22 protein-coding genes are annotated in these 13,471 nt (G+C 58.8%); 2 read left to right on the forward strand and 20 right to left on the reverse strand.

Going from position 1 to position 13,471, the window contains the following annotated elements; translation table 11 throughout:
- Positions 1 to 13 precede the first annotated feature (13 nt).
- Positions 14 to 1,564, forward strand: coding sequence for an ABC transporter substrate-binding protein (locus KJS28_RS09280; protein ID WP_213540686.1), 1,551 nt, complete (start codon positions 14 to 16; stop codon positions 1,562 to 1,564).
- Between the two features lie 100 nt (positions 1,565 to 1,664).
- Here KJS28_RS09280 and lexA read toward each other — a convergent pair whose 3' ends face one another.
- Positions 1,665 to 2,255, reverse strand: coding sequence for a transcriptional repressor LexA (gene lexA, locus KJS28_RS09285; protein ID WP_213540687.1), 591 nt, complete (start codon positions 2,253 to 2,255; stop codon positions 1,665 to 1,667).
- A 203-nt stretch (positions 2,256 to 2,458) separates the two neighbouring features.
- On the opposite strand from lexA, the gene secG reads away from it, so the two are divergent.
- Positions 2,459 to 2,701 carry a preprotein translocase subunit SecG gene (gene secG, locus KJS28_RS09290; RefSeq protein WP_021858563.1) on the forward strand — a complete coding sequence of 81 codons (243 nt, stop codon included), beginning with the start codon at positions 2,459 to 2,461 and terminating at the stop codon, positions 2,699 to 2,701.
- 64 nt (positions 2,702 to 2,765) lie between these two features.
- On the opposite strand, the gene KJS28_RS09295 is transcribed toward secG, so the two are convergent.
- The 19 genes from KJS28_RS09295 to rpsH form a co-directional block, all read right to left on the reverse strand.
- Positions 2,766 to 3,443, reverse strand: coding sequence for a polysaccharide deacetylase family protein (locus KJS28_RS09295; protein WP_213540688.1), 678 nt, complete (start codon positions 3,441 to 3,443; stop codon positions 2,766 to 2,768).
- 251 nt (positions 3,444 to 3,694) lie between these two features.
- Positions 3,695 to 4,489 (reverse strand): hypothetical protein, encoded by a 795-nt coding sequence (locus KJS28_RS09300; protein ID WP_213540689.1) that lies wholly within the window; start codon positions 4,487 to 4,489, stop codon positions 3,695 to 3,697.
- A 175-nt stretch (positions 4,490 to 4,664) separates the two neighbouring features.
- Complete coding sequence (rplQ, locus tag KJS28_RS09305) at positions 4,665 to 5,009, reverse strand: 50S ribosomal protein L17 (RefSeq protein WP_021858391.1); 345 nt, start codon at positions 5,007 to 5,009, stop codon at positions 4,665 to 4,667.
- A 41-nt stretch (positions 5,010 to 5,050) separates the two neighbouring features.
- Positions 5,051 to 6,004 (reverse strand): DNA-directed RNA polymerase subunit alpha, encoded by a 954-nt coding sequence (locus KJS28_RS09310; protein WP_213540690.1) that lies wholly within the window; start codon positions 6,002 to 6,004, stop codon positions 5,051 to 5,053.
- An 84-nt stretch (positions 6,005 to 6,088) separates the two neighbouring features.
- Positions 6,089 to 6,691: a 30S ribosomal protein S4 gene (gene rpsD / locus KJS28_RS09315; protein WP_213540691.1), complete on the reverse strand. Its 603-nt coding sequence runs from the start codon at positions 6,689 to 6,691 to the stop codon at positions 6,089 to 6,091.
- 25 nt (positions 6,692 to 6,716) lie between these two features.
- Positions 6,717 to 7,118 carry a 30S ribosomal protein S11 gene (gene rpsK, locus KJS28_RS09320; protein WP_212821492.1) on the reverse strand — a complete coding sequence of 134 codons (402 nt, stop codon included), beginning with the start codon at positions 7,116 to 7,118 and terminating at the stop codon, positions 6,717 to 6,719.
- Between the two features lie 16 nt (positions 7,119 to 7,134).
- Positions 7,135 to 7,503 carry a 30S ribosomal protein S13 gene (rpsM, locus tag KJS28_RS09325; RefSeq protein WP_213540692.1) on the reverse strand — a complete coding sequence of 123 codons (369 nt, stop codon included), beginning with the start codon at positions 7,501 to 7,503 and terminating at the stop codon, positions 7,135 to 7,137.
- A gap of 26 nt (positions 7,504 to 7,529) precedes the next feature.
- Positions 7,530 to 7,643, reverse strand: a complete 114-nt coding sequence (gene rpmJ / locus KJS28_RS09330; protein ID WP_021858708.1) for a 50S ribosomal protein L36 — start codon at positions 7,641 to 7,643, stop codon at positions 7,530 to 7,532.
- A gap of 14 nt (positions 7,644 to 7,657) precedes the next feature.
- Complete coding sequence (gene infA / locus KJS28_RS09335) at positions 7,658 to 7,876, reverse strand: translation initiation factor IF-1 (protein WP_021858709.1); 219 nt, start codon at positions 7,874 to 7,876, stop codon at positions 7,658 to 7,660.
- A 4-nt stretch (positions 7,877 to 7,880) separates the two neighbouring features.
- The gene (locus KJS28_RS09340) at positions 7,881 to 8,162 is read right to left on the reverse strand and encodes a KOW domain-containing RNA-binding protein (protein WP_213540693.1); all 282 of its coding nucleotides are present in this window, start codon (positions 8,160 to 8,162) and stop codon (positions 7,881 to 7,883) included.
- Positions 8,163 to 8,167: 5 nt separating this feature from the next.
- Positions 8,168 to 8,929, reverse strand: a complete 762-nt coding sequence (map, locus tag KJS28_RS09345; protein WP_021858711.1) for a type I methionyl aminopeptidase — start codon at positions 8,927 to 8,929, stop codon at positions 8,168 to 8,170.
- On the reverse strand, positions 8,926 to 9,564 hold the full coding sequence (locus KJS28_RS09350) for an adenylate kinase (RefSeq protein WP_021858712.1): 639 nt from the start codon (positions 9,562 to 9,564) through the stop codon (positions 8,926 to 8,928). The genes map and KJS28_RS09350 overlap by 4 nt, the downstream gene beginning before the upstream one ends.
- A gap of 12 nt (positions 9,565 to 9,576) precedes the next feature.
- A complete protein-coding gene (secY, locus tag KJS28_RS09355) occupies positions 9,577 to 10,860 on the reverse strand; it encodes a preprotein translocase subunit SecY (RefSeq protein WP_213540694.1) in 1,284 nt (427 codons plus the stop codon).
- A complete protein-coding gene (rplO, locus tag KJS28_RS09360; RefSeq protein ID WP_213540695.1) occupies positions 10,861 to 11,301 on the reverse strand; it encodes a 50S ribosomal protein L15 in 441 nt (146 codons plus the stop codon).
- Between the two features lie 14 nt (positions 11,302 to 11,315).
- Positions 11,316 to 11,498 (reverse strand): 50S ribosomal protein L30, encoded by a 183-nt coding sequence (rpmD, locus tag KJS28_RS09365; protein WP_021858715.1) that lies wholly within the window; start codon positions 11,496 to 11,498, stop codon positions 11,316 to 11,318.
- A 13-nt stretch (positions 11,499 to 11,511) separates the two neighbouring features.
- Positions 11,512 to 12,012 carry a 30S ribosomal protein S5 gene (gene rpsE / locus KJS28_RS09370; RefSeq protein ID WP_213540696.1) on the reverse strand — a complete coding sequence of 167 codons (501 nt, stop codon included), beginning with the start codon at positions 12,010 to 12,012 and terminating at the stop codon, positions 11,512 to 11,514.
- A 19-nt stretch (positions 12,013 to 12,031) separates the two neighbouring features.
- The gene (gene rplR / locus KJS28_RS09375) at positions 12,032 to 12,391 is read right to left on the reverse strand and encodes a 50S ribosomal protein L18 (protein WP_021858717.1); all 360 of its coding nucleotides are present in this window, start codon (positions 12,389 to 12,391) and stop codon (positions 12,032 to 12,034) included.
- A gap of 14 nt (positions 12,392 to 12,405) precedes the next feature.
- Positions 12,406 to 12,951 carry a 50S ribosomal protein L6 gene (gene rplF, locus KJS28_RS09380; protein ID WP_021858718.1) on the reverse strand — a complete coding sequence of 182 codons (546 nt, stop codon included), beginning with the start codon at positions 12,949 to 12,951 and terminating at the stop codon, positions 12,406 to 12,408.
- 15 nt (positions 12,952 to 12,966) lie between these two features.
- Entirely contained in the window at positions 12,967 to 13,365 is a 399-nt protein-coding gene (rpsH, locus tag KJS28_RS09385; protein WP_021858719.1) for a 30S ribosomal protein S8, read from the reverse strand.
- Between the last annotated feature and the right edge of the window lie 106 nt (positions 13,366 to 13,471).

The following is a 13,471-nucleotide window of genomic DNA, read 5'->3' on the forward strand; positions in this document are numbered from 1 at the left end:
ACAGGAGACTGCCATGAAAAAGCGTTTACTATCCCTTTTGCTGGCGGCGGCGTGTCTTGTGCCGCTGTCTGGCTGCGACTGGGGCGAGGAGCCGGAGGAGACCTACGACACCCTCTCCCAATACTATCAGCAGAGCGACAGCACTAAGCAGGATACCCGTCTCACCACCTTCGGCCTGCCCTATCTGCAGGGGGAGACATGGGACCCCATCACCTGCGCCGACGGCGCCCAGCAGACACTGGGTGCGCTGCTGTATGAGAGTCTGTACACGCTGGGTACCGACTTTTTGCCCCGGCCTTGTCTGGCGGAGAGCGCCTCCTACGACGCCGAAAGCTACGCTCTGACCGTCACCGTGCGCTCCGGCGTCACCTTCTCCGACGGCTCGGCCCTGACGGCGTGGGACGTGGTGGCTGCCCTGCGGTGGGCCAAGGAGTCCGTGCGGTACGGCCAGCGGCTGGCGGAGATGGACTCCGTGTCCTATCTGGGAGAGAGTACCCTCCGCATCTACCTCACCCGCAACGACCCGCAATTCGCCGCCCGGCTGGACATTCCCATCATCAAGGGCGGCACCCAGGAGGACACGGTACCGGTGGGCAGCGGCCCCTACCGCTATGCCAAGGACGAGAGCGGGGTGTATCTGGCCCGGCGAACGGACTGGTGGCAGGATAAGACCATGCCGCTGGAGCGCATCGAGCTGACCGCCTGCAAGAACACCGACTCCATGGCCTACGCCTTCTATACCCACGACATCCAGATGCTGGTATGCGACCTGACCGGCACCAACACCTCCAACGTCTACGGCAGCGGCAGCTATACGGACATCCCCACCTCGACGATGCAGTATATCGGCTTCAATGTCACCCGTGCGCCCTTCAACGACCCCAAGCTGCGGGCGGCCCTGAGTCTTGGCATGGACCGGGCCGGCGGCGTCAGTGCCTTCCTGCTGGGGCATGGGCAGACGGCACAGTTCCCCCTGTCCCCCTCGGCGGTGGTCTACCCCAAGGATCTGGAGGAGACCTATTCCCCGGACAGCTACCGCTCCGCTATGGAGACGGCGGGCTATACCTCCGGCGAAAAGTCCGTCTCCGTCACCATGCTGGTGAACGAGGAGAATAGCTTCAAGGTGTCCATGGCCCGGAAGCTGGCCTCGGACCTCTCCCAATACGACGTGAAGATCGACGTAAAGACCCTGCCCTATGAGGACTATCTGGCGGCGCTGAAGAGCGGGGATTTCGACCTCTACTACGGGGAGTGCAAGCTGACGGCGGATTGGGATCTATCGCCGCTGCTGTCTCCGGGCGGGGCCCTGAACTACGGCGGCGTGCGGGACACACAGCTGGAGACCCTGCTGACGGCCTTCCGAACGGCATCGGAGGGCGAGGGACGCCAGACGGCGGCTCGGGAGCTGTGCAGCTATCTGAAGGAGCAGGCGCCGTTGGTGGCAGTGTGCTTCAAGTCCAACTCCGTGCTGCTGCCGGACGGAGCGGTGAAAAACGACATCCACCCCACCGTCTCTGACCCCTTTGCCGATTTTCAGGATTGGCAGCTGAATATGAAAAGCTAAGCCCTCCGGAAAATGAACTTTTTAGCAAGAACCGGCCGCAGGGAGAATCTCCCTGCGGCCGGTTCTTGCTTATCCGAAATCTGTGGGACACACCAGCCCCTTAATAGCGCCGGATGACGGCGGCCACCTTCCCCAAAATTTGTGCGTCGTGGCCGTCAATGGGGCTGTACGCCTCATTCTCCGGCAGGAGCCACACCTGCCCGTTGCGGCGGGAATAGCGCTTGACCGTGGCCTCGTCCCCCAGCAGGGCCACCACGATCTCGCCGTTGTTAGCGGTCTGCTGCTGGCGCACCACCACCAGATCGTCCGGCAGAATGCCTGCGTTGAGCATGGACTCCCCCCGAACCCGGAGGGCAAAATACTGGCTGCTGTCGCCGCCGGCGTCGAAGGTCAGGTAGTCCTCGATGCACTCCTCCGCCAGAATGGGGGTACCTGCGGCCACCGTCCCCACAATGGGGATCTGGTTCTCCTCCGGCAGCGGCTCCGTCAGGGTCAGCGCCCGGCCCTTGCCGGCCCCCTTGCCGATGACCCCCAGCTCCTCCATGTGTTTCAGGTGAAAATGGACGGTGGAGGGGGATTTCAGCCCCACGGCGTCCCCAATTTCCCGCACGGAGGGGGGATAGCCCTGCGTCCGGATGGTCTGGGCGATATAGTCATAGATCCGCTGCTGCATCTTCGTGAGCTGTACCATGTGCGCCGTCTCCTTCGTTTACATAAGGTTTTTCATAGTATACCATATATTCTCTCCGTTTGCAACAGATGTTCGATGGATTTTTCCGAATTTTTTCGGGCAAAAAGGGAGTTTCCCCTTGAAATTCCGTGGACGATATGGTATGATGGGTTGTACTTTGAAGAATAGCCTCTTTGGGCTTTATTTTGTTGGAGGGAAAGATTATGAAAATTGCTGTTACGATTCTGCAGCTGCTGTCTGCTTTGGTGCTGATCCTCATTGTTCTGTTCCAGTCCGGTAAGAGCCAGGGTCTGTCCGGTGCCATCGGCGGCATCGCTGATTCCTACATGAGCCGCAGCAAGGCCCGCTCCGTGGATGCCAAGCTGGCTAAGGCCACCAAGTGGGTGGGTGCCATCTTCGTTATCCTGACGCTGGTGCTGAACTGCATGGTCGCCGCCGGTCTGTAAGATCTATCGGTTGAAAGAAGGTCCCCGAAGCATTGCTTCGGGGACCTTCTTTTGCCCATTTTTCTCACTCGGGTCGTCGGTACAGATGCCCGGCCTCGGCAGTCTGCCCCCGGAGAGCAAACAGCTCCTCCACGGTGACGAATTCCACCCCCTGCTCCGACAAACAGTCGATGGCCTGCAAGGCCGCCTCTACGCTGGTTCCGTAGCAGTCGTGCAGCAGGATCACATCCCCGTCCCTCGCCTGACAGATGGCGGAAAACACCTTCTGTACATCCCGACACTCCCAGTCGCAGGTATCCACAGACCAGTACAGCATGGGCGTACTCCATGCTGCCAGCTCCTCCTCGGTGATGAAGCCGTAGGGTGGCCGGACCCAGTAGGTCCCCTCCCCTGCCAGCTTCTGCAAAACGCCGTCGCAGCGGCTCAGGTCCGCCATGGCCTCACCGCAGGACAGGCGGTCCAGCGGCGCATGGTCATAGGTGTGGTTGCCGATCTGATGTCCCTCTGCCCGGATGCGCTGCACCAGTTCCGGATAGTCCTGCACCTGCTGACCGATGAGGAAAAAGGTGGCGTGGACGCCCCGCTGCTTCAGGCCATCCAGCAATCGGGGCGTATACTGGGGCGATGGCCCGTCATCAAAGGTCAGTGCCAGATACATAGGCTCCGCCGGAGCCGTAGCCGGCAGCGCCATGCAGCCCGTCAGAAGCAGGCACAGTACCAGCAGGGGCAGGATTCGTTTCATAGCATCACCGAAACAAATATATGCGCCCGGCGGAAAACAATTCCGCCGGGCGCTCAGCGTGTCGAAAAAGTTTTTTCGCCACGCTGCGGCATTTTTCAGAACTTCAAAAGCTCTGAAAAATGGGGATCATCATCGTGCAGGACACCCTTCCCGGGTTTCCCGCACACACCCTTCCTCCCCGTTGATGAAAGGCTCTCCTTTTTTGACAGACTCTGCGCCCGGCGGAAAGACCATTCCGCCGGGCGCTTGCATTATTCCAGAATGATGTCATACTCCGTGTCGTCCAAGTCTGTGAACTCCACCATGAGCCAGCTGGTATCCTGCGTAGAGATATGGTAGTTCAGCCGCCACAGATCGCCGCCGTCGGGAGGATCCAGCGTCAACGGCGGGCTGATGCCATCGCTGTGGTACAGCTCCGGCATCTCCGGCAGCTCCTCTCGCTCCTCCGGATAGTACAGCAGCACCGATACCTCCATGTACCCATCCTCCAGCTCGGTGGTGTTATAGCCCGACACCCATGCCTCCTCGCCGTACCACTGGAAGGACTCTCCCTGACTCAGGTACACCTCCGCAGGCTCGGCCGGTATCTCCTCCTGAGCGGGCGTCACCGTCACCCCATGACCTCCCTCATCGATTTTCGCCTGACAACTGCGGATCATGGACGGCAGCATTACAGACAGCATAGAGATGATGAACACCGCCATAAATATGCCGCCGGACGCTTTCTCCTTCCCGGATGCATGGCTCTTCCGGGGAGCCGCCTGCCGGACGGTACGCTCCGCCTTGTGGAGCTCCTGCTCCAGCTGGCGCAGCGGGTTCTTTTTCTTGGCGGGACGGGCCTGCTCCTCGAAGCAGACCTTCTTCTCGTAACAGGTCTTTTTTTCATAGCAGACCTTCTCCTGCTTGCTGGCACCGTGGTGAACGGTGCCGTCCACATCCACCCACTCCCGCCGGGGCCGGCGGTTGTAAGCGCCGCAGTTGGGGCAGCAGCCGTATTTCTCATAGTCATAGGTCCTGCCGCAGGACTGACAGTGTACGTTAGCCATAGCGCACCTCCCGTCGCTGTTTCTTCCGTGACAGTATACCATGCTTTGCCGGGAAACACAAGGGAAACACGGCTGCCAAGCCTCCTTCGGGAGATATCTCATCCCTCGAGGGCGCAAAAAAGCCCTTTTGTATGGCGGCAGTGCCATACAAAAGGGCTTTTTTAGTTGGGGCAGTTTACTTCACCAGTTCGATGAGAGCGGTCTCCGCTGCATCGCCACGGCGGATGCCGGTGCGGATGATGCGGGTATAGCCACCGTTGCGCTCAGCATACTCAGGAGCGATCTCCTTGAACAGCTTGTGGGCAACATCCTCTCTGGTAATGAAGCTCAAAGCCTGACGATACGCTGCCAGATCACCCTTCTTGCCCAAGGTGATCATTTTCTCAGCCATGGGCTGGATCTCCTTGGCACGGGTGATGGTGGTCTCCATCCGACCGTTATCCAGGAAATCGGTGACCTGCTGACGGAGCATCGCCATACGCTGATCGGTAGTCTTACCGAGCTTACGAGTTCCGGGCATTTCTGTTTCCTCCTTGTAAGGATATTCGCACAGAGTGCGAGTTAGTTGTTCTCTTCGTCGGCCAGGGACAGACCCATCATGGCCAGCTTGTTGATGACTTCCTCCAGCGACTTGCGTCCCAGATTACGCACCTTCATCATCTCGTCCTCCGTCTTGGAGATCAGATCCTCCACGGTGTTGATGTTGGCACGCTTCAGGCAGTTAAAGCTGCGGACGGACAAATCCAGCTCCTCAATGGTCATCTCCAGCATCTTGTCCTTATCGTCCGGAGCCTTCTCCACCACCGTGGACTTATCGCCCATGGTGTCGGACAGGTCGGTGAACAGTGCGAAGTGATCGCAGAGGATCTTGGCGCCCAGAGACACGGCATCACGGGCGGTGATAGTGGAATCCGTCCAGACCTCCAGCGTCAGCTTGTCGAAGTCGCTGAGGTTGCCGACACGGGTGTTCTCCACCGTGTAGTTGACCTTGTACACGGGGGTGTAGATGGAGTCGATGGGGATCACACCGATCACGCCAGCCCGCAGAGCCTTGTTGCGGTCAGCGGAGACGTAGCCACGGCCGTGGCTCAGGGTGATCTCCATGCTCAGGGTGGCGCCCACATCCAGCGTTGCAATGTGCAGCTCCGGATTCAGCACCTCCACCTCGCCATCGGGCTTGATGTCGCCGGCCGTCACCTCGCAGGGGCCAGCCGCCTCGATAAAGACGGTCTTGGTGCCCTCGCAATGCAGCTTGGTCAGCAGGTTCTTGACGTTCAGAACGATCTCCGTCACGTCCTCTTTCACACCGGGAATGGTGGAAAACTCATGCTGCACACCGGCGATCTTGATGCTGGTCGCCGCCGTGCCAGGCAGGGAGGAGAGCAGGATGCGCCGCAGCGCATTGCCCAGAGTCGTTCCATAGCCACGCTCCAGGGGTTCGATCACATATTTTCCATAGGAAGCATCGCCGGGCGTTTCAACACACTCGATCTGGGGCTTCTCAATTTCGATCATGCAGTACCCTCCTTCATTCTCTATGCGGCGCAGACGAGTCTGCACCTGATTTGGTTCATGCGTTTGGTGAGGGTCTCGACCCTATTACTTGGAGTACAGCTCGACGATGAGATGCTCCTCGATGGGCATATCAATGTCCTCACGGGCGGGCATACGAGACACGGTACCCTTCAGGGCGTTCTTGTCACGCTCCAGCCAAGTGGGAACGGTCACCAGCGGGGCATCCTCGGCGGTCAGGCGCTTGAAGGCGGCGGAAGAGCGGCTGCTCTCCTTGACCTCAATGACATCGCCCACACGCACCAGGTAGGAGGGGATGTTCACCTTCTGACCGTTTACGGTGAAGTGAGCGTGGCTCACCAGCTGACGGGCCTCACGGCGGGTCGTGGCGAAGCCCAGACGATACACCACATTGTCCAGACGGCGCTCCACCAGGGTCAGCAGGTTCTCGCCGGTCTTGCCGGGCATACGGGAAGCCTTCTCATAGTACATATGGAACTGCTTCTCCAGAATACCGTAGACGAACTTGACCTTCTGCTTCTCGTTGAGCTGGATGGCGTACTCGCTCTTCTTCTTTCTCATCTGGCCGCCGGGGTTGCGCTTGGTCTCCTTCTTGGAGTAACCCATGACGGTAGGAGAAATGCCCAGCGCCTTGCAGCGCTTAGCGATAGGCTGCATATTCTTAGCCATATTCTACTTATCCTCCTTGTTCCGATTACACACGACGACGCTTGGGGGGGCGGCATCCGTTGTGGGGGATGGGGGTGACGTCCTTGATCATCGTCACCTCCAGGCCCACGGCCTGCAGCGCACGGATGGCAGCCTCACGGCCCTGGCCGGGGCCCTTGACAAAGACCTCCACGGTCTTCAGGCCATGCTCCATAGCGGCCTTGGCAGCCGTCTCAGCGGCACTCTGGGCAGCGAAGGGGGTAGACTTCTTGCTGCCACGGAAGCCCAGACCACCGGAGGAGGCCCAGGACAGAGCGTTGCCCTGTGCGTCGGTGACGGTGACCATGGTGTTGTTGAAGGAAGAGCGGATATGGACCTGGCCCTTCTCGACGTTCTTCTTTTCACGACGGCGGCGAATAACCTTCTTACCGGTCTTAGCGTTAGCCATATTCTATCTTCCCTCCTTACTTCTTCTTGTTGGCAATGGTCTTCTTGGGACCCTTGCGGGTGCGGGCGTTGGTCTTGCTGCGCTGACCACGAACGGGCAGCCCACGGCGATGACGGGTACCACGGTAGCAGCCGATCTCCGTCAGACGCTTGATGTCCAGAGCCACCTGACGGCGCAGGTCGCCTTCCACGGTATAGCTCTGGTCAATGGCCTCACGAAGCTTGGCTTCCTCGGCCTCGGTCAGATCCTTCACCCGGGTGTCGGGGTTGATGCCTGTCTGCGCCAGGATGTCCTGAGCGCTCTTTCTGCCAATACCATAGATATAGGTCAAACCGATCTCGATTCGCTTATCCTTGGGCAGGTCAATACCGGCAATACGTGCCATACTCTTAAAGCACCTCCACTTTCTACTTAGCCCTGTCTCTGCTTATGCTTCGGATTTTCGCAGATCACCATTACACGGCCCTTTCTGCGAATGATCTTGCACTTCTCGCACATGGGCTTCACGGACGGTCTTACTTTCATTGTTCATAAACCTCCTACTTACTACGCCAGGTAATCCGGCCACGGGTCAGGTCGTAGGGTGACATTTCCACTGTCACCTTGTCGCCGGGCAGAATCCTGATGAAATTCATTCTGAGCTTTCCGGAAATATGCGCCAAAATCGTGTGTCCATTTCCAATGTCTACCTGGAATGTGGTGTTAGGCAGTGATTCGACTACCACACCCTCCACTTCGATCATATCGGATTTTGCCAAGTCGTTATCCCTCCTGGTCTTGATTACCGCCGCTGAATGCGGCTAAGGCTTTACGAAGCTCACTATTGGTGATTTTTTCGCCGCTTCTGATCTTCTCGGCCACCGGGCTGTGGCTCTCCCCGTAAAGCTCCGTATGCTTCCGTCGCTTTCGCTTGGGGTCCTCCACCCGGCGCCGTTTTCCGTCAGCCAGCAGGAGGAAGTCTCCCTCCGTCGCAAGCACGAAGAAGAGATCTCCCTTGTCTCTGCCGGCCGTGGATCTTACGATGTTGGATATGGCAATGTCCATAGACTTTATACCAGAGACTCGCTGGCGTCCGTCAGAAGCTCCGGGTCGCCGGCGGTGATCAGGATGGTATTCTCGTAGTGGGCCGCCTTCTTGCCGTCCGCAGTTTTTACCGTCCAGCCGTCCGGCATCTGCCGGATGGCTGCGGAGCCTGCGTTGACCATAGGCTCCACGGCGATGGTCATGCCCCGCAGCAGGCGGGGGCCATGTCCGGGCTTGCCAAAGTTGGGTACCTCCGGCGGCTCGTGCATATGGTGACCGATGCCGTGACCCACATACTCCCGCACGATGGAATAGCCATGCGACTCGGCATACTGCTGCACAGCGGCAGAGATGTCGGACAGGCGATAGCCCTCCCTGGCGTATTTCAGCCCCTGGAAGAAGCTCTCCTGTGTCACACGGATCAGGTCCATGTCCTCGTCGGACACCTTCCCGCAGGGGTAAGTGCCGGCGCAGTCGCCATGGACGCCGCCGATGTAGGCGCCCACGTCCACGCTGACGACATCGCCCTCCTGCAATACCCGTGGACCGGGAATGCCGTGGATGATCTCGTCGTTGACGGAGACGCATACGCTGGCGGGATAGCCATTGTAGTGCAGGAACGAGGGGGTCGCTCCATGGGAGCGGATAAAGTCAAACACTGCCTTATCGATTTGGTGGGTTGTTACGCCGGGTTTTACCATTTCCCGTGCCAGAGCACGGGCAGCCGCGGTAATTTTTCCCGCCCGGCGCATCAGTTCGATCTCGTGTGCGGATTTCAGAGTGATCATGCGTCAACTCCCAGCGCACGCAGGATCGCCTGCGTGGTCCCGTCCACAGTGGACTGGTCCTCCACAGTTTTCAGAATCCCACGGGCCTCGTAAAAGCCCTTCAGAGGTTCTGTCTCTCTATGATAAACCTCCAGCCGGTCACGGACCGTCTCGGGGTCATCATCCTTGCGCTGCACGAGCTTGCCGCCGCACACATCGCACACGCCCTCCGTTTTCGGGGGGATGTTCACGATGTGGTAGCTGGCGCCGCAGTGCTCGCACACACGCCGGCCGCCCATCCGAGCAACGATCTTCTCGTCAGGGATCTCGATGGCCACCACTGCATCGAAGCTGATACCGGCCTGCTCCATGGCCTCCGCCTGGGCGATGGTGCGGGGCACCCCGTCCAGAATGTAGCCGTTGGCGCAGTCGGGCTCCTGCAGGCGGTCGTTGATGATGCCGATGATGACCTCATCCGGCACCAGCTTGCCTGCGTCCATATACTCCTTGGCCTTCAAACCTGTGGGCGTGCCGTTTTTCACGGCGGCACGCAGAATGTTGCCTGTGGAGATCGTGGGGATCTCCAGCTTCTTCTTCAGAATCTCTGCCTGAGTACCCTTACCGGCACCCGGAGCGCCCAAAAGGATCAGTTTCATGTTGCACCTCAATTATTCCAGGAAGCCCTTATACTGACGCATCAGCATCTGGGACTCCAGCGCCTGTACGGTCTCCAGCGCAACGCCCACCACGATGATGACGGACGTACCGCCGATGGACAGGGAGGAGTTCCCCACGATCTTGCCGATCAGCAGGGGCAGGATCGCCACGACGCCCAGATAGATAGCGCCGAACAGGGTGACCTTGTTCAGGACCTTCTTAATGAAGTCGGTGGTCGGCTTGCCGGGACGGAAGCCGGGAATGAAGCCGCCATTCTTCTTCAGGTTGTTGGAGATCTCCACGGGGTTGAACTGAATGGTGGCATAGAAATAGCTGAAAGCAATGATCATCAGGAAGTAGAAGATCATGTACAGCACGGACTTGGTGTCAATAGCGTTCAGGAAGCCATACCAGAAGGTACCCTCCGCCGGCTGCTTGCAGAAAGCGGCGATGGTAGAGGGGATCATGGCGATGGACTGAGCGAAGATGATGGGCAGAACGCCGGACATATTCACCTTCATGGGGAGGGTGGATGCCTGACCGCCGTACATCTTGCGGCCCACCTGACGTTTGGCATACTGCACCGGGATACGGCGCTCAGCGCCGTTGACCCAAGTGATCAGGACGATCAGAGCCAGGATGCCCAGCACCACCAGCACCGCTGCCCACCAGGCCAGCGTACCGGCCCGCAGTCCGCTGATCATGGAGGAGACCATGCTGGGGACACGGGACAGGATGCCGGCAAACAGGATGATGGAGATACCGTTGCCGATACCGAACTCTGTGATCTGCTCGCCCATCCACATGACGAAGGAAGAACCGGCGATGAAGGAGGCGATAATGACCAGAGCCACCCAGAAGGATTTCTCGGTCAGGATGCCGTAGTTCTTCATCAGCATATAGTAGCCCCAGCCCTGCAGGATGGCGATGGCCACCGTAGCGTAACGGGTGATGGACTGGATCTTCTTCTTGCCCTCCTCGCCGCCGTCACGAGCCAGCCGCTCCAGAGCGGGAATGGCGATGGTCAGCAGCTGGATGATGATGGAGCTGTTGATGTAGGGCTGCACGCCCAGTGCAAAGACGGTGGCCTGAGCGAAGGCGCCGCCGGACATGACATTGTACAGGCCCAGAACGGTGGTGCTCATGCCCTCCAGATAGCTGCTCAGCAGATCCGTGTTCACATAGGGAACGGGGATGGCATTGCCGATGCGGAAGATCAGCAGGATCAGTGCGGTGAAAATGATCTTTTTGCGAAGCTCAGGAATACCCCACGCCTTTTTGATCGTCTGAATCACTTAGATCACCTCTGCCTTTCCTCCGGCTGCTTCGATCGCTTCCTTAGCAGCCTGAGAGAAAGCAGCGGCCTGTACGGTCACCTTCTTGGTAACTTTGCCGTTACCCAGAACCTTGTAGCCGTATTCACACTTGCTCAAAATTCCCTTGGCAAGCAGGGCCTCTGCGGTGACGATATCGCCATCCTCGAACTTGTCGAGGCTGGTCAGGTTGATGATTTCCAGGGGCTTTGCAAAAATGTTGTTGAAGCCACGCTTGGGGATGCGGCGGGCCAGAGGCATCTGGCCGCCCTCAAAGCCAATGCGGGTGCCGCCGCCGGAGCGGGCCTTCTGGCCCTTGTGACCACGGCCGGCAGTCTTGCCGTTGCCGGAGCCGCTGCCCCGACCCTTGCGGTAAGCTTCCTTGGTGGAGCCGGCTGCGGGAGACAGTTCATTCAGTTTCATGCTCTCGCACCTCCTTATTCTACTTCGGTGACCTGCAGCAGATAGCCGATCTTGGCGATCTTGCCCTTGGTCTGGGCGTTGTCGGGCTGAACGGTGGTGTCACCGATCTTCCGCAGGCCCATGGAGTTGGCAGTGGCAATGTGCTTTTCCAGTCTGCCGTTAAGGCTCTTGACGAGCTTGATGTTCAGATTAGCCATTGTTCACGCCTCCTTAGCCCACGATCTCGTCCACGCTCTTGCCACGGGTGCGGGCGACCTCTTCCGGGGTACGCAGAGCCTTCAGGCCCTCAAAGGTGGCGGCTACCACATTGACTGCGGTATTGGAGCGCAGGCACTTCGTACGGATATCCTTGATACCGGCAGCTTCCATGATGATACGCACGGGGCCGCCGGCGATCACGCCGGTACCGGGGGCAGCGGGCTTCATCAGCACACGGCCTGCACCGGCCTCACCGATGATCTCGCGGGGGATGGTGCTGCCGGACAGGGACACGGTGATCATGTTCTTCTTGGCATCCTCGATGCCCTTGCGGATGGCCTCAGGGACCTCGGCGGCCTTACCAAGGCCGAAACCGACCTTGCCCTTGCCGTCGCCCACCACCATCAGAGCGGAGAACTTCATGACACGACCGCCCTTGACCGTCTTGGATACACGGTTGGTAGCAACTACTTTTTCGATATACTCGCTGGGTTCTCTTTCAAATCTTGCCATTGTCAGTTATCCTCCTCTCTTAGAATTCCAGGCCGCCCTCACGGGCGCCTTCGGCCAGCTCGGCCACACGGCCGTGATACAGGTAACCGCCACGGTCGAACACGACGGTGTCGATGCCCTTGGCCTTGCAGCGCTCGGCCACCAGCTTGCCCACGGCACGGGCGGCGGTCTTGTTGCCGCCGTTGCCCTCGATCTCCTTATCCAGGGAGGAGGCGGAGACTAGGGTGTTGCCGGCCACGTCGTCGATGACCTGAGCGTAGATGTTCTTCTCGCTGCGGAACACGTTCAGACGGGGACGCTCGGTAGTGCCGAACACCTTGGCACGGACTCTCTTATGACGCTTCAGACGCTGAGCGTTGGTATTGGGTCTTTTAATCATTACGGCACACCTCCTTACTTCTTGGCGCCGGTCTTACCGACCTTGCGGCGGATGACTTCATCGACATACTTGATGCCCTTGCCCTTATAAGGCTCGGGAGGACGCTTTTCACGGACTTCCGCCGCAAACTGGCCCACCTTCTGCTTATCGGGACCGGAGATGACGATCTTGTTCTGAGCGGGGACATCAATGGTGATGCCGTCGATCTCAGGAACGATGACCTGATGAGAGTAGCCCAGGTTCATGACCAGGTTCTTGCCCTCCTTGGCGGCACGGTAACCGATACCGTTGACCTCCAACTCCTTCTTGAAGCCTTCGCTGACGCCGACGACCATGTTGTGCAGCAGCGCACGGGTCATGCCGTGCAGAGCGCAGTGCAGCTTGTCGTCGGAGGGGCGCTTGACATGGATGACGTTGCCCTCCTGCTCCAGGATCATCTCCGGACGCAGAGCCTGCGTCAGAGTACCCTTGGGGCCCTTGACGGTGACAACGTTGTTCTCCGCAATGGTGACTTCCACACCAGCGGGGACGGTAATGGGCATTCTGCCAATTCTCGACATTGTTCAATACCCTCCTTACCAAACAAACGCAAGGACTTCACCGCCGACGTGTGCTGCACGAGCAGCCTTGTCGGTCATGACGCCCTTAGAGGTGGATACGATCGCAATACCAAGACCACGCAGCACACGGGGCAGCTCATCGGCACCCACGTACACACGCAGACCGGGCTTGGACACACGGCGCAGACCGGAGATGACCTTCTCCTTGCCGGCGTTGTACTTCAGGGTGATGTGAATGGTCCCCTGGGTACCGTCGTCCACGACCTGATAGGCCTTGATGTAGCCCTCATCCAGCAGGATCTGAGCGATGCTCTTCTTCATGTTGGAGGCAGGGACGTCAACGGTCTCATGCTTGGCATTGTTGGCGTTGCGGATACGGGTCAGCATATCGGCAACAGGATCAGTGATGTGCATACTTGTTTCCTCCTAATTTAGAGTTACAGGGAAAGCCCTGTTGAGGTAGCGAGGTATCACTGATAATTTAGGCATCGTCCGATGACCAGCGATGTTTAATTACCAG

This window comes from Vescimonas coprocola (assembly GCF_018408575.1).
In the GTDB taxonomy this organism is placed as follows: domain Bacteria; phylum Bacillota; class Clostridia; order Oscillospirales; family Oscillospiraceae; genus Vescimonas; species Vescimonas coprocola.